Raw genomic sequence first — 18,146 nt, forward strand, 5'->3', positions numbered from 1 at the left:
ATCCTAAAGCCGATTTTAACGTAAAATAAACTATTTTTGCGCTTGAGATTAAGTTTGCAAGCTCTTTAAGAGCTTAAAAAAAAGAGGCTAAAAAATGAAAATTGCTATGCACCAAAACCAAAGGATTGTTCTTGACCAATTAGCAAGAGAGCAATATCAAATACTATATATGCATGGAAAAAATGGAGAGTTATCATGTCCTGTTTGCCATGAAAAAGTCCGGTTATTTCTCGGCATTCAGGAGGAACCCTATTTTTATCACATAAAATCTCCGGAATATAAATGCCCAGAACCAGTAATTACAGAAGAATTGGAACCGGTGATTGTGGAACGGAATGGTTTCGTAATCCCCCAAGGAAGAACGATTATTGAAACTACAAGAAATACAAGCTTATTCCGTCCAGCCAAAACGATAGATTGCTCCGTTCCATTTAAAAAAACTGAAGGTGTAAGCCATCTTGCAAATGACTCCTATTTAAGAAAGCTGGCAGCAAACGGAGTTATTCTTGATAAAAGTCAAGCGGCAGCTGTCGTGGAAACAGAAGGATCATTATTAGTCCTTGCTGGCGCGGGGAGTGGCAAAACAAGAGTACTTACAGCACGGACTGCTTACATGTTGGATGTAAAAAAAATTGATCCGCGCACCATTATGCTCGTCACCTTTACATCAAAAGCCGCTGGAGAAATGAAAAATCGATTACTTTCCTATCCTCAGATTAAGAAGGAACAAATAAACAACCTGGTGACAGGCACCTTTCACAGTATTTTTTACCGTATTCTTATGTACCATGAAGGAAGCAATTGGTCGTCAGATCGTCTGTTGAAGAAAGAATGGCAGCGCGATAAGATTTTGAAAGAGGCAGGCAGGGAAATCGATTTATCTGAAAAGGAATTTGCTTATGATTTAGCACTACAGCAGATTGGTTTCTGGAAGAACTCACTTCTTTTCCCTCATGAGGTGAAGCCGCTTACTGATTGGGAAGAAAAAGCTGCCTACCTTTATAAAAAGTATGAGGAATATAAAACCCAAAAAGGTCTATTTGATTTTGACGATATGCTGATAGGCTGCTATCAGTTGCTGAGCAGTTCCCCGTCTTTACTTGAACTTTACCAAAATCGCTTTCAGTATTTTCTGATTGATGAATTTCAAGATATCAACAAGGTTCAATATGAATTGATAAAGTTGCTGTCAGACAAGCATAAAAACGTTTGTGCTGTTGGCGATGACGATCAGGCCATCTATTCCTTCCGAGGCAGTGATCCTAGTTATCTTTTAGAGTTTGAAAAAGACTTTCCTTATGCAAAATTGGTTACACTAGAGCAAAACTACCGCTCATCCCATGAAATTGTCTCTGCGGCAAATGAGATGATTGCAAAGAATAAAGTTAGAAGAGTAAAGAAAATGAAGGCACAATTTGAATCAAGTACCTCTCCCTTCCTCTTTTTCCCTTTTGATGAGGAAGAAGAAGCAACGATGATTGTAACCGATATCCAAGAGAAAATTGTACGGGGAGCAAATCCATCTGAGTTTGCCATTTTATATCGGACAAATGCCGGTTCTCGTGCTGTGTTTGAAAGGTTGGCCAGTTCAAACCTGCCTTTTAAAATTGATTTAGATTCAGAGGCTTTTTATGAACGACACATTGTTAGAAGCGTACTTTCTTTTCTAAAAATAAGCTTGGATGAAGATGACCATCAGGCATTATCAAATATTTTACCTAGTCTTTTTTTGAGTCAAACCGTGCTTAAGGATTTAAAGGCAGAAAGCATACTGAAGGATTGTACCTATCTAGAAGCCCTTTCCCATTTAAAAACAAAACACTCTTTTCAAGAAAAGAAATTAAAAAAAGCCGTTCAACTCATTCGCTCGTTGAAATTCGTGTCTCCGTTAAAGTCAATTGAAACGGTTGAAAAAGACCTGGGTTACCTTGATTTTTTAAAAAAACGCGGCACTGAATCGAATCAGCAAGATAAAGGTTCTGATGATTTAAAAGATCTAAAGGTTGCAGCCAAAAGCTTTACGAGTATTCAATCTTTCTTGTCTCATGCCGAACATATGACGGCTATGAACAAGGAAATCAAAAATTTAAGCAAACATTTTGCCGATGCAATTAGTCTAAGTACCATCCACCGTGCAAAGGGATTAGAATATAAAAATGTATATATCATAGGAGCAGTAGATGGCAGCCTTCCGCATGATTACGCTTTGGACGGCTTAAGAAATGGTGACTTTGCAGCAATTGAAGAAGAAAGAAGACTTTTTTATGTAGCTATGACTCGTGCAAAACAAGAGCTTCTAATGTCTGTACCCCAAAATCGCAGAGGCAAAAAAGCTAACCCTTCGCGTTTCTTATCACCTTTAATGAAAAGAAAGAAAAAGTAACAAAAAGACCTGTTTCCATAAGGAAAGAGGTCTTTTTGACTTATTTCTTATTAATCATTTTTGAAATCGTATTAAAATCAAGCTGTTTTCCATCGTTAACAATGGACTGGACAATTTTATCTTCTGTTGCCTTATCTACCGGTTTGTTGGCAATTTGTGAAACACGGCGGATCACATTACGAACGGTATTTTCATCTTTAAAGTTTGCATTTTGTAAGGAATTTGCTAAATCAAAAATATCTTTCATATTAACGCCAGTTTTCTTTTCAACATTCTTAAAAAAACCATTATCCATGGCAAAGATCACGCTCCTTCATAGGCTACTGATAGTGTATGAAGGAAGGGTAAAAACGTGAAAAAAATAAAAAAAAGAAAAGGCTGGCCAACTGTTATGGCCAACCTCTTCTTTGCCTGCACGTTTATGCAGTTTTTTAATAAAAGCTTGCACCAACGATGATTAAAAGAATGAATAATACGACGATTAAAACAAAAGTTGAACCGCCGCCATATCCACCACCGTAGCCATAGCCGCCATATCCACAGAACATAGAGTGTCACCTCACTTTGTATTCTCATTTATAACATATGAGATATACCTTAAAAGTGTACTGGGCGCCACTCTACAGACAACCTTAGAAATTTTTTAACCCTTTGGTTTAAAGATTAATGCGCCGATAAATCCAAAAATAATCGCCGCTGAAATTCCTGAACTGGTAACTTGGAACATACCAGTCAAAACCCCGATAATTCCATGCTTCTCAGCATCCTGCATGGCACCGTGCACCAAAGAGTTACCAAAACTCGTGATTGGAATGGTTGCTCCTGCACCTGCAAAGTCAACAAGCGGTTCATACAGACCAAAACCATCTAAGACGGCTCCTGCCACCACTAGTAAGCTTAAGGTATGACCGGGTGTTAGCTTAGCAACATCAAATAAAAGCTGTCCGATTACACAAATAATTCCACCAACCACAAATGCCCAAAAAAACATTGCTAACATAAGAATTACCCTCCCACTTCATTCATTTCAATGCTTACTGCATGTGCTATACAAGGAATCGATTCTTTTTGCTGAAAACTAAGCGGCGATAACAATGCACCCGTTGCAACCACTAATATTCGCTTATATACTCCCTTTTTCATCTGATTTATCAAATGACCATATAAAACTGTTGCCGAACATCCCGCACCGCTCGCACCAGCCTGCACGGGCTGATCATCCTTATATAGTAATAGTCCACAATCTTGAAATTGTTTTCGTTCTAATTTGAGCCCGCTTTTATTAATTAATTCAAAGGCGGTGTCATGCCCGATTCTCCCTAGGTCACCGGTAATGATTAAATCGTAGTGGGATGGATCTAATTCTAAATCCCGAAAATGGGCCATTATGGTATCGGCAGCTGCAGGTGCCATAGCCCCGCCCATATTAAAAGGATCAGACAATCCCATGTCAATAACTTTGCCAATTGTTGCTGATGTGGTAACGGGATGCTGTTGTCCAGGGATATTCTCAGTTACCAGCCCTACCCCTGCACCTGTAACTGTCCATTGTGCTGTAGGCGGCTTCTGTCCTCCATATTCAGTTGGATAGCGGAATTGTTTTTCAGTTGCTGCATTATGGCTTGAGGCTCCTGTTAACACGTTACGTGCCCCTTGATAATTGACCACAAAAGACGCTAACGCCAACCCTTCCATCGATGTGGAGCAAGCACCAAATAGTCCGAAATAAGGGATTTGTACAGTCCTCGCTGCAAAGCTAGATGGAGTGATTTGGTTGATCAAATCTCCTGCAAATAAAAATTCAATTTGCTCTTTTTCCATCTTTGCTTTCTTTAATGTTGTGGTTATAGCCTCTTCCAATAAAACTCTTTGTGCTTTCTCGTAAGAGTCCATCCCCATCCATAAATCTTCGTGTAAAATATCAAAGTCGTCTGCTAAGTTGCCATTTGCCTCAAAGGGGCCGCCGGAGACACCCGTTGACAAGATCATTGGTCTGTTTTGAAAGACCCAAGATTGTTGCCCTTTTAACAATTACAAAACCCCCCACATTCCAAGTAGCGTTTTTATTAGCGCAACCACAAAAGCTGAGAAAACGCCGAATAGAATAACCGAGCCAGCAAGTTTAAACATATTTCCTCCAACTCCTAATACGAAGCCTTCTGTTCTGTGCTCGATAGCGGCGGATATAACAGCATTTCCAAAACCAGTTACAGGAACGGCACTACCTGCACCGGCAAATTGTCCTAGACGATCATAAACTCCAAATCCCGTTAGCAGCATTGATAAAAATACCATTGTCGCAACCGTGGGATTCCCGACACTTTGTTCAGTGAAGTCAAAGTAGTAAATATAAAAATAACTTATAGCTTGACCAACAACACAAATTAAACCGCCCACAAAAAATGCTTTGATACAATTTTTTAAGACTGGTCGTTTCAATTCATGCTTTTGTTGAAGCTGCTGATACTTTTGCTGCTGAGGCGTCATTTTTTTCTGCTTGCTTGCCATTTGCTGTCCATCCCCTTTCTTACTTCATATCTGATGTCATTTTTACGATTTCGTTTAACCGTTTCTCAGCCTGCTTATCCGAAAGGTTTCCATTATCCTTTCTTTCAACAAGCCGTACGGCTTCTAAAAATATCTTATAGTCACTTGAAACTGTGAATTGTTCGTTTGGGTATTTCTCTTCCAGCTTTTTGTTTAAGTCCTTTTCAATTTGCTTCATTCTAAAACGCTGCATATGCTTCACTTTATATACAATAAGTGTTGCCTCTTTCCCCTTCACTACAGCCACATCATAAATCTCATCAATACTCTCCACTTCCCGCTCAATTCTTTCAACGTTATCCTGGTCGTTGTTATTTTCGGTAACAGTCGGGTTAGGATTGGTCGTTTTCATGAGAGCCAATTGGCTTTCCTTTTCAGTTTGCCCCTGACTGCAGGAGACCAATAATGATACGCATACAATAAAAATCACTCGAATTATGTAGACCATTTCTTTCCCTTCCCTTATCCAAATTTAGAAATATCACTACATAGTAGTTTTTTCGAGATAACCGGAAATTATGACAAGGTTAGAACAACTTTTATATTTGTTAATAATGGGCAAAAAAAAACTGCCGTTAAAAAACTGGCAGTTTACCGATTATCTTTGAGACTTTTTGCCGCAGCCACAGCCTTTTTTCTTAGTAGTTTTTTTTGTTTGAGATTTTCTTGTTGTTTGCGTTTTCTTATTTTCTATATTCACTTTCCACCACTCCCATACTTAGTCCTACTGTTAAGATATGAAAGAACTCAAGAACTTGTCTCGGGCGGACAACTATTTTAGCTTATTAAATCCAAAGCTGAACAATGGATTCTAGGATTGCTGCTAAACCCGCCACAGCAAAAATGAGGATAATCGGGACGAAAACAACAGGTATTAGCAGGTATCCAACGACTAGTGCCGTTGAAACCCAAACTCCTGTACACCAATAACAGCTAAGCAGCTCCCCAATAAATTTTTTTATCGGCGTTGCCTTTGGAAGGTAATATACCTCTATTGTCCCGACTTCATTTTCTTCTTCAATTTCATCAAAGAACGGATCACGGAGAAACTCTGTGATTTTATCAAATACAATGAGCCTGGTTAATCTAAATGAGGCCAATGCCAAAATAGTAAAACTTAAAAAATCAATGTTCATTTCTACCGTCCTTTTCCGTATAATTAGCCTAATTTTCATCAAAAAGGCGTTTGTCCGTTACCCAATTAGTCCTGCTTAAATATGTTAGTAGTGTAAGATAAATATCACGGATTAAGGAGGAGTAATTAATGGGTTGTGGCAGAAATAGTGACTCTCGCAGTAATAATGGTTGCGTCTGCGATGTAGTACGTGCAATAAAAGATATCCAAGATAATGCTGTATTAGATGATGAGTGCGTAGATTGCCCAAGTTGTTTCTTGGAACCGCTTGGTTCATTAGTGTCACCAGCAAGGAGAGAGCGTGCTGATACTCGTGTTTTTGTATTAAAAAACGCTGATGGCTCACCATTCCACGCGTTCTTTAGCGGCGAAACCAATGCTTGCGTATCAATCTTCTTCCGAGTGGAAGATGTATTTGATAATTGTTGTGCAACACTTCGTGTTCTCATTCCAGGACGCAGTGACAACGGAGGATTTGTGCCGGTTAATCTCGTTGCTGGCGGGGACAGATGCTGTATTAACCTTGAAAGAGTCTGTCAGGTTAATCGATTCAGAGCAAGCAATGACTGTATCACAGTTGACTTAAATTGTTTCTGTGCAATACAGTGTATTGCTGATGTCGATCTTGGTCTTTGTGACTAATTTTTGATAAATAAAATGAGCCAGTCGATTAACCCGGCTGGCTTTTTTTGTTTATCGCTTTATTCCAATCATCAAGACATCTTTTAAATTTTTTAAAGGTATAGTTTCAGTTGTTTGATTTGGAAATCGAATGGTTACATCTTGTTCGTTGTATTCCACTAAATAGCCTTGGTAGTTCTTTTCCTCGGTATAAAAGACGCATGGAACAGGTGGTAATGCTTTAGGGAAATTATCCAGATATTCTAATCGCTCCTTAAGATCCATTTCCTTAAAGCCTTTTACACGGTTAAATGCACGTTGTTTTTCTTGATTACTTTGAGTTTTTTTCTCCTGCTTTACTTCTTTAACTTTAGACTCTTTAGGTAAATCAGTCTTAGCCAGTGAAACCTCAAAGACTTTCTTGTTGCTTTCCTCCTCTAGCTTTGGTTCTTCTAACGGCAGTTGGACCTCTTGCCGGTTTGTAAAAATTTCTTGCATGTTTTTTACAGGTGTATCTAAAAAAGTCTGTGAGACGTAAAGTAACGGTCCACGTTTTGTCTTTTTCTCCATCCAATTCACCTCCATTTACCTAGCCCTACACTCTATATGTATGCAAATTGCCTATACCCGTTCATAAAAAAATGCCCGCTATTTATTAACGGGCATTACAATTATAAAATATGGAATCCTGAATCAACGTGGATATTTTCTCCTGTGATTCCTCTTGAAAGGTCACTGAAAAGGAATAAAGCCGTATCACCAACTTCTTCTGTTGTTGTTGCTCTCCGTAATGGCGCTCTCTCTTCGACTACTTTTGTAATTTCGTTAAAGTCGCCTACCCCTTTTGCAGATAACGTACGAATTGGACCAGCTGAGATTGAATTAACACGAATGCCATCTTTCCCTAAATCTGCTGCAAGATAGCGAACGCTGGCATCTAGGGAAGCTTTAGCCACACCCATGACATTATAATTTGGTAATGCACGCTCTCCTCCAAGGTATGTTAAGGTCACGATACTGCCGCCCTCAACCATCAACCCTCTTGCCTCTTTTGCCACAGCAGTTAAAGAATAAGAACTGATATTGTGTGCTAATAAGAAACCTTCTCTTGTAGTATTCAGGTATTCGCCTTTTAGCTCTTCTTTGTTAGCAAAAGCAATACAGTGCGCAACTCCATGTATGTTTCCTACTGTTTCTTTAATTGCCGTAAAGCATTTAGCCACTTCTTCATCATTTGTTACATCACACGGAAGTACTAAGGTCCCTTCGGCTTCTAATGATTCCGCTAATTCTCGGACATTCCCTTCTAGTCTTTCACCTGCATAAGTAAAAACTAAACGTGCGCCTGCATTATGCAGCGAACGAGCAATCCCCCATGCAATACTACGTTTATTTGCAACACCCATTACAACATATGTTTTTCCTGCTAAAGAAAGATTCATATAGAAATAGTCCCCCTACTTAAACTTTTATATTAGTTATTAGTACTTGGTACTAATATTACACTATTTACTAAAAAATGAAAAGTAAAGCATTTATAGCATTTAGAATTCGAGCTCCCTTTTCAATTCATCCACATATTCCTTCGATCCAGTAACAATCAAACGGTCATTTAAGAGCAGCTCAGTGTCACCATGAGGAACTATGGAGTCCTTCCCTCGGAAAATTCGTACAAAAATAACATCTCCTGTAAACGGGAACTTCCTTAATGTCATACCATCAAACTGTTCATTTTGCATTCTTATTTCATGTAGTGAGGTTTCTTGATTTGTTAAGATGTTTATAACACTAGGTGTTTCAATTAAGGCCCGGAGTAATGTTTTGGTTGACATAAAGGATGAGAAAACCTCAATCTCCATTTCCCTCAGGCTTTGCTCTAGTTCGGGACCTTCAATACGCGCAATTACCCTAGATACACCCATTTCCTTCGCTTTTATCGCTAAATCTGCGTTTGTCTGTTCATGTCCGGTAGAAAGAACAATGATTTCATTTTGAAAAATTTTATTTTTTTCTATTGTTTCCAACGAATAATCAAATATCTCGACTATATCAAATAAAGAATTTGAAACCATTTTATCGGATTTTTCATTTTTAGTATGATATAAGATCGGTTCGTATAGACCCGATTTCAATTCCCGTGAAACAGGAAGTGTTACTTGGTTTGCCCCTAAAAAGGCAATTCTTACTTTTGAGTATGCACCCACTTCAATTGGGAATAATTTTTTAAAAGCAATCGGTGTAAATATAGAGGTTATAACGGCAACCAGAATCAGTGTTCCACTCATCTCCGGAGTAATTACCTTCATACGTTCCCCAATGGTAGCTGCAGCAATCACTAAGGATAGGGTAGATGTAAGTAAAAAACCTGACGCTAATACAGTCTTGGTATCGTACCAAATTTTCAATAAATAAACCGGGACAACCTTTGAAAGTAACAGTCCTAATAATAATAATGGAATTAATAATATTAGCTTTTTATCTGCAAAAAGTGACCAAACATCTAGTTCCACACCAACCATTACAAAGAAGATTGGGATTAGGAAACCATAACCGAAGGAATCTAGCTTATGGATCAGTTCTTGGTTTGGTGAAAGAAGAGAAACTAATACCCCCGCAAGGAAGGCTCCTAGAATATTTTCCGCTCCTACCGTTTCGGAAAGCCCAACTAAAACAATAATCAACATAAAAACAGCTCGAGTCCCAATCTGTACGGTCCCTTTTGACAGTGATTCTAGTAAAGGTCGATTTTTAAACACTCTTCCCACAAAATACAAGACAACTCCGGCTGCAAACAAAATCAGTAACAGCCATGTATTCCCCTGTCCTGGATCATAGATGGACACAAAGATAGCCAAGAGAATCATGGTCACTAAATCGGCTACAACTGCGACCAATAAAATAATTTGACCGATATTTGTCTTCATTAGGTGTGCTTCTTTTAAGGTTGGAACGACGACCCCTAAAGAAATCGTTGATATGATGAGTGTCATTAAAAAGGCATTTTCAATAAAACCGGCAATGACAAACAGATAGGATAAACCTAGTGAAAAGATAAAGATACCTGCAAAAATGATTCCTGAAATCATGAAGGTATTCGGTTCTTTTTTACCACTAGGCAGTATGACGGGTTTCTTACTTCCTGTAAATGCAGTAAAATCAATCTCTAATCCACTAAGGAACATCAAAAAAATAAATCCCAGTGTAGAAAGTGTTGATAACCACATATCTTCGTGTACTACATTAAAACCGCTTTTGCCAATCACTAGTCCCATGATTATTTCTGCAACGACAACAGGTATATAATTTAACCTTAACCTGTGGAGTAAAATTGGCGTTACAAATGCCACTGTCACGACAACTAATAAAGAGATTACAGAAGCATGCTGTTCCATAAGTCGTCCTCCTTCGTTTCTTTTTATAAAAATCATTAAATCAACAAAAAATATATAAAAAGGGGGAATCATTTCAATGAAAATTGATATAATCGGTGATATACATGGGTGTTTACCAGAATTTGAAGCTTTAACAAGCAAATGCGGTTACCAATGGAAGGAAGGAATCCCAGTACACCCAGAAAACAGAACTTTAGCCTTCGTCGGAGATTTAACAGACCGTGGACCATCTTCCTTAAAGGTTGCTGAAATAGTCTGGAGGCTTGTAATCGAACGAAAACAGGCATTCTATACACCAGGGAACCATTGCAATAAGCTTTACCGCTACTTCCTTGGGAATAAGGTCCAGGAAACACATGGACTAGAAACTACTGTAGCAGAATTTAAAAAATTAACCAAAAAAGAACAGCAATCGATTCGAAATAAATTTATCGACCTATATGAAAAATCCCCGCTTCATTTAGTATTAGATCAAAATAAGTTAGTTATCGCTCACGCTGGAATAAAAGAAGAATTTATCGGCAAAACAAATGCTATGGTTAAGACGTTTGTCCTCTATGGAGATATAACTGGTGAAAAACATCCTGATGGCTCCCCAGTTAGAAGAGATTGGGCGAAACATTACACTGGTAAAGCGATCATCGTATACGGACATACCCCGGTCAAAGAACCAAGAGTAATCAATAATACATATAATATTGATACTGGAGCTGTTTTTGGCGGTAAGTTAACTGCGCTTCGATATCCTGAGATGGAAATCGTTTCTGTAGATTCTACTATGCCATATATTAAAGAGAAGTTTAAAGACTTTGAATCAAAATAGGGAAAATAATCCTAAGGATATCGACAAATTTCCTAGGAAATCTTCAAAAAATGCAAAAGGCTGACCTTTTAAAGGGCAGCCTTAATTATTTCATTCATATCTAAAGGAAGTGGTGCAGAAAAGTTCATTTCCATGCCACTTAAAGGGTGTAAAAAATGAATTTTTTTACAATGCAGGGCTTGTCGCGAAATCAAGAAATGATGTCCCCCATATAAATCATCTCCCAGTAACGGATGGCCAATAAAAGACATATGAACCCGAATTTGATGAGTTCTGCCAGTCTCAAGCTGCAGCTCAACATGGCTGAACTCAGTATACCTTTTTAGCACATTGTAATGGGTACATGCATATTGTCCATCATTTCGGACTTCTCTCTCTATTATACTGTCAGTTTTCCTGCCAATGTGTTCTTCAATCGAGCCCATGTCATGCTTTAAAATACCCTCAGCAAATGCTTCATACGTTCTTTTAACATAACCGTTTTGTTGCTGCTTACTTAATAAGTGATGTACATGACGATGTTTTGCAATTAAAACTATGCCTGAGGTATCGCGGTCTAAACGAGTAACAATATGGGAGGTGGCCCTGATACCAATTTCTTCGTAGTATCCCACCAAGGCATTTGCCAGGCTTCCTCTAGGATGCTCCCTGGATGGAATGGTACTCATCCCAGCTGGTTTATTTACAACCAAGATAAATGGATCTTCAAAAAGGATTTCTAATTTAATTTTTTCTCCGCTAACACCTTCACTTGGATTTTCAGGAGGAAAAATAACGGTAACAATATCATCTGCTTTTAAGACATAGCGGACATTCACTTCTATGTTATTAACAAGAATTTTACCGCCTTTGAATTTTATATCCGTTAGAGCAATCCGAGAGATTTCCTTTTCTTTTAGGAATTCCTTAATCATTTGACCGGCATGATGTTGATTAATAGTCCAATGCAATTCAAAATTTGGTTTCATGTGGCGTCCTCCAGCATGATGATTAGTCCGAGTCTGATATAAAGGAGTCATGAACCCTCTTCCAAAAAGGAAATGGCCGGAAACGAGCAAAGCGAATTTTTTCATCAGGTACCCTAAATTGAATCGATTTTACATCTTTATGAAGTAATGTAAGATGATCAACAGTTACCTGAAAATCCAGACGATTAACTGGTTTTAACATACAAGTATGATGGGACGGCAGTATAAGCGGCGAGCCGACTGTTCGAAAGACACGGTTATTAATCGAAGCCATCTCTGCAACCTGCAATGCCGATATCGATGGATGGATAATCGCCCCGCCAAGCGCTTTATTATATGCCGTACTGCCGGAGGGCGTTGAAACACATAGTCCATCACCCCGAAAGCGTTCAAAGTGCTGTCCGCGAATTTCAACATCCATAACCAACGTTCCCTCGACACTTTTGACGGTTGATTCATTAAGCGCCAGATATCGAGATTCTTTTCCAGCATGCTGATAACGAATGATGACCTCAATTAAAGGATATTCAACAACCTGATAGGGAGTTTTGGCAATGGCAATCACAAGTTTTTCGATTTCATCAGGTGTCCAGTCTGCATAAAAGCCCAGATGACCTGTATGTATTCCGACAAAAGCAGTTTTATCCAAGCGGCTGCTGTATCGGTGAAAAGCATATAAAAGTGTCCCGTCTCCGCCAATCGAAACGACAATATCCGGTTGATCCTCATCGTATATAAGATCAAAATCGAGTAAATAAGTACGCATTTTATGCATTAAGATATTCGATTTCTGATCTCCTTTGGATGTAATCGCAAATTTCATAAATGTTTTCTCCTTGTACTGAAATGCTTACAATGCCTTTATCAGCTTTTCTCCTCTTGCTTGAACTCCTTGTTTCTTGTGAAAAATGCTTGTGCCTCTTGAATCTCACCACGAATTAAGGACATTTCCTCATCAAGACGAAACGCTGCCTCTGCAGCACTTTGCAGCCTCATTTTTATATCAGATGGGAAAATTCCTTTGTATTTATAATTTAAAGTGTGTTCTATTGTCGCCCAGAAGTTCATTGCCAATGTCCTGATTTGAATTTCAGCAAGTATTTTCTTTTCCCCATGGATCGTTTGTACAGGATAACGGATCACCACATGGTAAGAACGATATCCGCTCGTTTTTTTATGTGAAATATAATCCCTTTCCTCAACAATTTCAAGGTCATTTCTGCTCCTCAATAAGTGGACAACATGATGTATATCATCAACGAATTGACACATGATACGCATTCCAGCAATGTCCTGCAGTTCCTCTTCCAATTTATCTAGTGGAATACCTTTTTGATTTGCCTTATCAAGGATACTTGCAATCGGCTTGACTCGACCGGTGACAAATTCAATCGGTGAATGGCTGGAGTCTAACTCAAATTGTCCTCTCATGCCCTTTAATTTTATTTTCAGCTCAGATACTGCTTGTTTATATGGAGCTAAGAATTGGTCCCAATGCTTCATGATTCCACCTCAATAACAAACTATAATATTTTTAAAATATCCCTTCTACTTTTGTGACCATCTCTTCACCATAATTACTATTTCCTCTTATGTTGTTGATAACTTCAACTAATTCCTCATAAAAGCTAGTTAACTCCACTTCTTCCTCATCATAGTGAATCCATACTGGAATTTGTTTTGTTACTGTCTCTTTTAATAATGGCCAAATGGGTTCAGGTATGACGATATATGTATAACCCTCTTGATTCTCCATTAAATAAACAAAAGAAAATTGCTTAGAATCAACAAGAATTTGGTCTGTTTGGGTTAACCCGGTAATCGGCTCGCTTGCTTGTAATCGTAACTTATTATTTGATATGTTCGCCGCGCTAATTAGTATTCTTTTATTCATTATTTTTACCTCCAACATTTACCCTACTATTTTAGCATAATCTGTCCATTTCTCCCAAGAATTGCAGTTCGACTAAATGCTAAGATAAAATAAAAGGGTGAAAAGAAAGGGATGGACTTACGATGTCAGAGACAATTGAAATAGAATTTAAAAATCTACTCACAAAAGTCGAGTATGAAAAACTTCTTAAGGTATTTAAAGTAAAGGATGAACAAATCATAAGCCAGATAAATCATTACTTTGACACACCTGAATTTACATTAAAGGAATTAGGTTCTGCTTTAAGAATCAGGGAAAAAGATAATCAGTATGAAATGACATTAAAGCAGCCAGCTGCAATTGGTCTGTTAGAAACCACACAAACTTTATCTAAAGATGAGTTCCTGGCTGCGATTAAAAATGGAATACTTCCTAAGGGAATCATTCATGAGCGATTGGAACACTTAAATATATCGTTTATCGATTTAGAATATTTCGGTTCTCTCACAACCAAAAGAGCTGAATTTCCTTACAAGGAAGGACTCCTCGTATTGGATCATAGCTTTTATCTAAATACTGAAGACTACGAGGTTGAATACGAAGTCGAGGATTTCCAACGTGGTCAGCTTGCATTCAATGAGCTGATTGAACAAAATCGTATACCCTCACGGATAACCCCAAATAAGATTGCTCGTTTTTATCAGCAAAAAATATAAGCGGTTTATTTGAGATATGAAAAATGCATTGATAAAATAATAATACCAACATATTTAAAGGAGTTGTCAACATGAATGAGAAAAAGCCTACTCCGTATGAAGCCATTGGCGAAGAAACCTTACACCGCCTAGTGGATACTTTTTATGGTCTAGTTGCACAACATCCTGATCTTGCACCAATCTTTCCAAATGAATTTTCCGAAATTGCCCGTAAACAAAAGCAATTTTTAACACAATATTTGGGGGGACCACACGTTTATACTGACGAGCATGGTCATCCGATGATGCGTGCACGTCATTTACCTTTTCCCATTACTCCTATCCGTGCAAAAGCATGGCTATCTTGCATGAAACAAGCGATGGACAAGACTGGGTTAGAGGGTCCAATAAGGGATGAATTTTATTCTAGGCTCTATCTTACTGCGCAACACATGATCAATAAGCCAGATGACAGTGAGATATCAGGTGAAAATTCGTGAGTAACCCTTGGTTCACTTCAAAGCAGCAAGTCTACAATTATGACAAGAAGCCACTTGAAATATATATGTTCATCGATCCTTTATGCCCAGAGTGCTGGGCACTCGAGCCAATTTTAAAAAAGTTACACATTGAATATGGCCGCTATTTTTCCATTAAACACGTTTTAAGTGGGCGTATCGCAAATTTAAATGTAAGCAAAAAGAAAAATTATGAAGTAATTGCAGAATTATGGGAAAAGACAGCTAGCAGATCAGGAATGTCCTGTGATGGGAGCCTTTGGTTAGAAAACCCTGTAGCATCCCCTTACATTGCTTCTGTTGCAATAAAGGCAGCAGAACTGCAAGGCAGACGAGCGGGTATACGGTTTCTTCGCAAGGTACAAGAAAAACTCTTTATTGATAAACAAAACATCTCTCATTTTGATGTATTAAAATCTTGTGCAAAGAGTGCAGGATTAGATGTCGAGGAATTCATTTCTGATTTCCATTCTGAAAGTTCGGCTAAAGCATTTCAGTGTGACTTAAAAATCACTACTGAAATGGAGGTACAAGAAATTCCCACCCTTGTATTTTTTAACGAGAATGCAGAAGAAGAGGGAATTAAAATAACTGGTTCTTACCCGTATGAAGTTTATGTGCAAATTCTTGAAGAAATGCTATCTGAACAGCCAGTAAAAAATCCTCCTCCGCCATTAGAGACATTTTTGAAATATTTTAAACTAGTGGCCTCAAAGGAAATTGCAGTCGTTTATAACATGTCTATTTCTCAGGTTGAAAGGGAAATGAAAAAATTGTTATTACTTCAAAAGGTTGAACAGCTACCGGCTAAATATGGGACTTTTTGGAGGTATGTTGAAGATTAGCACATCTCTCCTCTAAATACGAAAAGACCTTGCAGCTATAACTGCAAGGTCTTTTTCTATTAATACGAACAAAGGGGATGGGAGAAATTTTTCACGGTCAAACAAAGGGGTATATGTTTGTTGTGATTAACTTCACGTATAAAATATACCATGTGTTTGAACCAGTTGACAATGCGATTGTGCGTTATTTCACATAATTGTCAAATATCATATTCTTTAATTTTGGACAATACACTATAGTAACTCCAAAAATAAGGTGGCAATTTTCATGATCAATTTACCTGTTATTCTCATGATTCTGTTTATTTTTTTCGGATTTGCCCTCCATATTCTTGCGTTAATGAAGGTCTTTCCTTTGATTATTAGTATTCCACTTTTTTTTATTGGAATTTTTATGTTTGTTTTTTACCTGAATGATAGGAAAAGATTTAAAGGATTTTAAAAGGGAGGGTACCATTCGATACGCTCCCTTTAACTTGTTATGATAATAACTGTTCTAATTCATTTAATTTCTCTTCAAACACTTTACATGCGTTTTTGACTGGGTCGGCGCTTGTCATGTCTACTCCGGCCTTTTTTAGTACTTCAATTGGGTAATCAGAGCTTCCAGAGCTTAAGAAATCGATATAGCGTTTAACCGCTGGTTCGCCTTCCTCTAGAATCTGTTTGCTTAATGCGGTTGCTGCACTAAAGCCCGTAGCATATTGATAAACATAATAATTGTAATAGAAATGTGGAATTCTAGCCCATTCCAAGCCGATTTCCTCATCGATTACGATATCCTCTTCACCAAAATACTTCTTATTCAGAGCATAATATTCACTGGTTAATGCATCCGCTGTTAAGGCATCATTATTTTGAGCTTTTTGGTGAATTAAATGTTCATATTCAGCAAACATCGTTTGACGGAATACAGTGCCTCTGAAGCCTTCTAAATAATGATTTAATAAATAGATTCTTTTTTGTTCATCGTCAATGGTTTTTAATAAATAATCATTTAATAGTGCTTCGTTACACGTTGAGGCAACTTCCGCAACAAAAATAGAATAGTTTCCATAAGGGTAAGGCTGATTTTTTCTTGTATAATAGCTATGGACGGAATGGCCAAATTCATGAGCCAAGGTAAATAAGTTATTCACATTATCCTGCCAATTCATAAGAATATAAGGATTAGTTCCATATGCTCCTGAAGAATAAGCCCCGCTTCGCTTTCCTTTATTCTCGTGTACATCTACCCAGCGGTTCTCAAAACCCTCTTTTAGGATTCGTGAATACTCCTCACCTAATGGAGCCAGCCCTTTTATCACCAGCTCTTCTGCTTGTTTATAAGGGATTGCCATTTTTACATCCTTGACCAGAGGAGTGTAAAGATCGTACATATGCAGTTCGTCTACTCCTAATACTTTTTTACGGAGTTTCACGTAACGGTGCAATAAGTGTAAATGATCGTTTACCGTATTTACTAAATTATCATAAACGCTTTCTGGAATATTATTGGCAGATAGTGCTGCATGCCTAGCAGAATCATATTTTCTGATTCTTGCATTAAAATTATCCTTTTTTACATTGCCGCTAATTGTGCTGGCGAAGGTATTGCGGAACTTTCCATACGTGTCGTAAACCGCTTTAAAGGCATCATGGCGAACTCTTTGATCGGCGCTTTCGAGAAAACGGATATAACGGCCATGAGTAATCTCAACCTCTTCACCATTTTCATCTTTCACAGAAGGGAATTTTAAATCTGCATTATTTAACATCCCGAAGGTGTTACTGGAGGCATCCATTACTTCACCAGCTTCTGCTAACAAGGCTTCCATCTCTCCAGACAAAACGTGTGGCCTCTGAAGATTTATTTCCTCAATCGCATGCTTATAAAGCTTTAATTCGGGTTTTTCATTTAAAAATCCATTAACCTTACTTTCCTCTAGCGAAAGAATTTCAGGAACAATAAACGCTAGTTGACTGCCTGCTTGTGAATATAGATTTTTCATCCTGTCATCTAATCCCTGGTAAAAGGAATTCGTTGTATCCTGGTCATAACGCATATGGGCGTATGTATAGAGCCTTCCAATTCTTTCAAGCAGCTTATCCTGAAATTGAAGAGCATTATAAAGAGTATCGGCACTCTCACCAAGTTTTCCTTCAAATTCTTTAATTCCTGATATTTGACTTTTCACTTCTTGAAATTCGGTTTCCCATTCTTTATCGCTAGCAAAGATATCTTCCAATCTCCATGTATCTTCAACAGGTAATTCACTTCTTGAAGGCAACGCCTTTACCGCAGCTTCGTTTGCCATAAACATCCTCCATTCAAAAAATATTCGGATTACGATAAATGTTAACCCT

At 38.0% G+C, this 18,146-nt stretch carries 21 protein-coding genes; 6 read left to right on the plus strand and 15 right to left on the minus strand.

The window, feature by feature from the left end; all coding sequences use genetic code 11:
• Positions 1-94 precede the first annotated feature (94 nt).
• Positions 95-2,383 (plus strand): UvrD-helicase domain-containing protein, encoded by a 2,289-nt coding sequence (locus tag ABC255_RS23345; RefSeq protein WP_412997247.1) that lies wholly within the window; start codon positions 95-97, stop codon positions 2,381-2,383.
• Between the two features lie 40 nt (positions 2,384-2,423).
• On the opposite strand, the gene spoVIF is transcribed toward ABC255_RS23345, so the two are convergent.
• The 7 genes from spoVIF to ABC255_RS23380 all read right to left on the minus strand — a co-directional run bounded on the left by spoVIF (position 2,424) and on the right by ABC255_RS23380 (position 6,066).
• Positions 2,424-2,678 (minus strand): sporulation-specific transcription regulator SpoVIF, encoded by a 255-nt coding sequence (gene spoVIF / locus ABC255_RS23350; RefSeq protein ID WP_306072344.1) that lies wholly within the window; start codon positions 2,676-2,678, stop codon positions 2,424-2,426.
• A gap of 136 nt (positions 2,679-2,814) precedes the next feature.
• Positions 2,815-2,931 carry a YjcZ family sporulation protein gene (locus tag ABC255_RS23355; RefSeq protein ID WP_082799360.1) on the minus strand — a complete coding sequence of 39 codons (117 nt, stop codon included), beginning with the start codon at positions 2,929-2,931 and terminating at the stop codon, positions 2,815-2,817.
• Between the two features lie 95 nt (positions 2,932-3,026).
• Positions 3,027-3,383, minus strand: coding sequence for a stage V sporulation protein AE (spoVAE, locus tag ABC255_RS23360; protein WP_412997249.1), 357 nt, complete (start codon positions 3,381-3,383; stop codon positions 3,027-3,029).
• A gap of 5 nt (positions 3,384-3,388) precedes the next feature.
• Entirely contained in the window at positions 3,389-4,414 is a 1,026-nt protein-coding gene (spoVAD, locus tag ABC255_RS23365; protein WP_412997251.1) for a stage V sporulation protein AD, read from the minus strand.
• On the minus strand, positions 4,415-4,891 hold the full coding sequence (gene spoVAC / locus ABC255_RS23370) for a stage V sporulation protein AC (protein ID WP_335533634.1): 477 nt from the start codon (positions 4,889-4,891) through the stop codon (positions 4,415-4,417).
• 19 nt (positions 4,892-4,910) lie between these two features.
• Positions 4,911-5,378, minus strand: a complete 468-nt coding sequence (locus ABC255_RS23375) for a YhcN/YlaJ family sporulation lipoprotein (RefSeq protein WP_412997253.1) — start codon at positions 5,376-5,378, stop codon at positions 4,911-4,913.
• Between the two features lie 337 nt (positions 5,379-5,715).
• Entirely contained in the window at positions 5,716-6,066 is a 351-nt protein-coding gene (locus ABC255_RS23380; RefSeq protein ID WP_412997255.1) for a DUF1360 domain-containing protein, read from the minus strand.
• Positions 6,067-6,194: 128 nt separating this feature from the next.
• Between ABC255_RS23380 and ABC255_RS23385 the strand changes: the two genes are divergently transcribed.
• Positions 6,195-6,707 carry a CotY/CotZ family spore coat protein gene (locus ABC255_RS23385; RefSeq protein ID WP_335533629.1) on the plus strand — a complete coding sequence of 171 codons (513 nt, stop codon included), beginning with the start codon at positions 6,195-6,197 and terminating at the stop codon, positions 6,705-6,707.
• Positions 6,708-6,758: 51 nt separating this feature from the next.
• Here ABC255_RS23385 and ABC255_RS23390 read toward each other — a convergent pair whose 3' ends face one another.
• The 3 genes from ABC255_RS23390 to ABC255_RS23400 all read right to left on the minus strand — a co-directional run bounded on the left by ABC255_RS23390 (position 6,759) and on the right by ABC255_RS23400 (position 10,078).
• Positions 6,759-7,256 (minus strand): CotO family spore coat protein, encoded by a 498-nt coding sequence (locus ABC255_RS23390; RefSeq protein WP_412997257.1) that lies wholly within the window; start codon positions 7,254-7,256, stop codon positions 6,759-6,761.
• Positions 7,257-7,357: 101 nt separating this feature from the next.
• On the minus strand, positions 7,358-8,128 hold the full coding sequence (gene fabI, locus ABC255_RS23395; RefSeq protein ID WP_412997259.1) for an enoyl-ACP reductase FabI: 771 nt from the start codon (positions 8,126-8,128) through the stop codon (positions 7,358-7,360).
• A gap of 102 nt (positions 8,129-8,230) precedes the next feature.
• On the minus strand, positions 8,231-10,078 hold the full coding sequence (locus ABC255_RS23400) for a monovalent cation:proton antiporter family protein (RefSeq protein ID WP_412997261.1): 1,848 nt from the start codon (positions 10,076-10,078) through the stop codon (positions 8,231-8,233).
• Between the two features lie 76 nt (positions 10,079-10,154).
• On the opposite strand from ABC255_RS23400, the gene prpE reads away from it, so the two are divergent.
• Complete coding sequence (prpE, locus tag ABC255_RS23405; protein ID WP_412997263.1) at positions 10,155-10,901, plus strand: bis(5'-nucleosyl)-tetraphosphatase PrpE; 747 nt, start codon at positions 10,155-10,157, stop codon at positions 10,899-10,901.
• Positions 10,902-10,969: 68 nt separating this feature from the next.
• Here the strand turns inward: prpE and ABC255_RS23410 are convergent, their stop codons facing one another.
• Genes ABC255_RS23410 through ABC255_RS23425 form a run of 4 tightly spaced genes read right to left on the minus strand, consistent with a single transcriptional unit; the run spans position 10,970 to position 13,763 of the window.
• A complete protein-coding gene (locus tag ABC255_RS23410) occupies positions 10,970-11,869 on the minus strand; it encodes an RluA family pseudouridine synthase (protein ID WP_412997265.1) in 900 nt (299 codons plus the stop codon).
• 22 nt (positions 11,870-11,891) lie between these two features.
• Positions 11,892-12,692, minus strand: a complete 801-nt coding sequence (locus tag ABC255_RS23415) for an NAD kinase (RefSeq protein ID WP_179597683.1) — start codon at positions 12,690-12,692, stop codon at positions 11,892-11,894.
• A 41-nt stretch (positions 12,693-12,733) separates the two neighbouring features.
• Positions 12,734-13,372: a GTP diphosphokinase gene (gene yjbM, locus ABC255_RS23420; RefSeq protein ID WP_412997267.1), complete on the minus strand. Its 639-nt coding sequence runs from the start codon at positions 13,370-13,372 to the stop codon at positions 12,734-12,736.
• 31 nt (positions 13,373-13,403) lie between these two features.
• Positions 13,404-13,763, minus strand: coding sequence for a UPF0738 family protein (locus tag ABC255_RS23425; protein ID WP_412997269.1), 360 nt, complete (start codon positions 13,761-13,763; stop codon positions 13,404-13,406).
• 122 nt (positions 13,764-13,885) lie between these two features.
• Here ABC255_RS23425 and ABC255_RS23430 point away from each other — a divergent pair, with 122 nt between their 5' ends.
• From ABC255_RS23430 to ABC255_RS23440, 3 genes are all read left to right on the plus strand, one after another.
• Positions 13,886-14,458 carry a CYTH domain-containing protein gene (locus tag ABC255_RS23430; protein ID WP_412997270.1) on the plus strand — a complete coding sequence of 191 codons (573 nt, stop codon included), beginning with the start codon at positions 13,886-13,888 and terminating at the stop codon, positions 14,456-14,458.
• A 71-nt stretch (positions 14,459-14,529) separates the two neighbouring features.
• Positions 14,530-14,937, plus strand: coding sequence for a globin domain-containing protein (locus tag ABC255_RS23435; protein WP_412997272.1), 408 nt, complete (start codon positions 14,530-14,532; stop codon positions 14,935-14,937).
• Positions 14,934-15,800 carry a ClpXP adapter SpxH family protein gene (locus ABC255_RS23440; RefSeq protein WP_412997274.1) on the plus strand — a complete coding sequence of 289 codons (867 nt, stop codon included), beginning with the start codon at positions 14,934-14,936 and terminating at the stop codon, positions 15,798-15,800. The genes ABC255_RS23435 and ABC255_RS23440 overlap by 4 nt, the downstream gene beginning before the upstream one ends.
• A gap of 479 nt (positions 15,801-16,279) precedes the next feature.
• Here ABC255_RS23440 and pepF read toward each other — a convergent pair whose 3' ends face one another.
• Positions 16,280-18,097 (minus strand): oligoendopeptidase F, encoded by a 1,818-nt coding sequence (gene pepF / locus ABC255_RS23445; protein ID WP_412997276.1) that lies wholly within the window; start codon positions 18,095-18,097, stop codon positions 16,280-16,282.
• Positions 18,098-18,146: the final 49 nt, after the last annotated feature.

Source organism: Neobacillus canaveralius, from assembly GCF_047237705.1.
Classification (GTDB): Bacteria; Bacillota; Bacilli; order Bacillales; family Cytobacillaceae; genus Neobacillus; species Neobacillus niacini_K.

Excerpts from the sequence above, each read along its gene's own strand:
- ABC255_RS23410 (WP_412997265.1), bottom strand. The coding sequence starts at position 11,869 with ATGAAACCAAATTTTGAATTGCATTGGACTATTAATCAACATCATGCC.
- ABC255_RS23375 (WP_412997253.1), bottom strand. The coding sequence starts at position 5,378 with ATGGTCTACATAATTCGAGTGATTTTTATTGTATGCGTATCATTATTG.
- ABC255_RS23430 (WP_412997270.1), top strand. The coding sequence starts at position 13,886 with ATGTCAGAGACAATTGAAATAGAATTTAAAAATCTACTCACAAAAGTC.
- yjbM (WP_412997267.1), bottom strand. The coding sequence starts at position 13,372 with ATGAAGCATTGGGACCAATTCTTAGCTCCATATAAACAAGCAGTATCT.
- fabI (WP_412997259.1), bottom strand. The coding sequence starts at position 8,128 with ATGAATCTTTCTTTAGCAGGAAAAACATATGTTGTAATGGGTGTTGCA.
- pepF (WP_412997276.1), bottom strand. The coding sequence starts at position 18,097 with ATGGCAAACGAAGCTGCGGTAAAGGCGTTGCCTTCAAGAAGTGAATTA.
- prpE (WP_412997263.1), top strand. The coding sequence starts at position 10,155 with ATGAAAATTGATATAATCGGTGATATACATGGGTGTTTACCAGAATTT.
- ABC255_RS23380 (WP_412997255.1), bottom strand. The coding sequence starts at position 6,066 with ATGAACATTGATTTTTTAAGTTTTACTATTTTGGCATTGGCCTCATTT.
- ABC255_RS23425 (WP_412997269.1), bottom strand. The coding sequence starts at position 13,763 with ATGAATAAAAGAATACTAATTAGCGCGGCGAACATATCAAATAATAAG.
- ABC255_RS23390 (WP_412997257.1), bottom strand. The coding sequence starts at position 7,256 with ATGGAGAAAAAGACAAAACGTGGACCGTTACTTTACGTCTCACAGACT.
- ABC255_RS23345 (WP_412997247.1), top strand. The coding sequence starts at position 95 with ATGAAAATTGCTATGCACCAAAACCAAAGGATTGTTCTTGACCAATTA.
- spoVAE (WP_412997249.1), bottom strand. The coding sequence starts at position 3,383 with ATGTTAGCAATGTTTTTTTGGGCATTTGTGGTTGGTGGAATTATTTGT.
- ABC255_RS23400 (WP_412997261.1), bottom strand. The coding sequence starts at position 10,078 with ATGGAACAGCATGCTTCTGTAATCTCTTTATTAGTTGTCGTGACAGTG.
- ABC255_RS23355 (WP_082799360.1), bottom strand. The coding sequence starts at position 2,931 with ATGTTCTGTGGATATGGCGGCTATGGCTACGGTGGTGGATATGGCGGC.
- spoVAC (WP_335533634.1), bottom strand. The coding sequence starts at position 4,891 with ATGGCAAGCAAGCAGAAAAAAATGACGCCTCAGCAGCAAAAGTATCAG.
- ABC255_RS23385 (WP_335533629.1), top strand. The coding sequence starts at position 6,195 with ATGGGTTGTGGCAGAAATAGTGACTCTCGCAGTAATAATGGTTGCGTC.
- ABC255_RS23415 (WP_179597683.1), bottom strand. The coding sequence starts at position 12,692 with ATGAAATTTGCGATTACATCCAAAGGAGATCAGAAATCGAATATCTTA.
- ABC255_RS23435 (WP_412997272.1), top strand. The coding sequence starts at position 14,530 with ATGAATGAGAAAAAGCCTACTCCGTATGAAGCCATTGGCGAAGAAACC.
- spoVIF (WP_306072344.1), bottom strand. The coding sequence starts at position 2,678 with ATGGATAATGGTTTTTTTAAGAATGTTGAAAAGAAAACTGGCGTTAAT.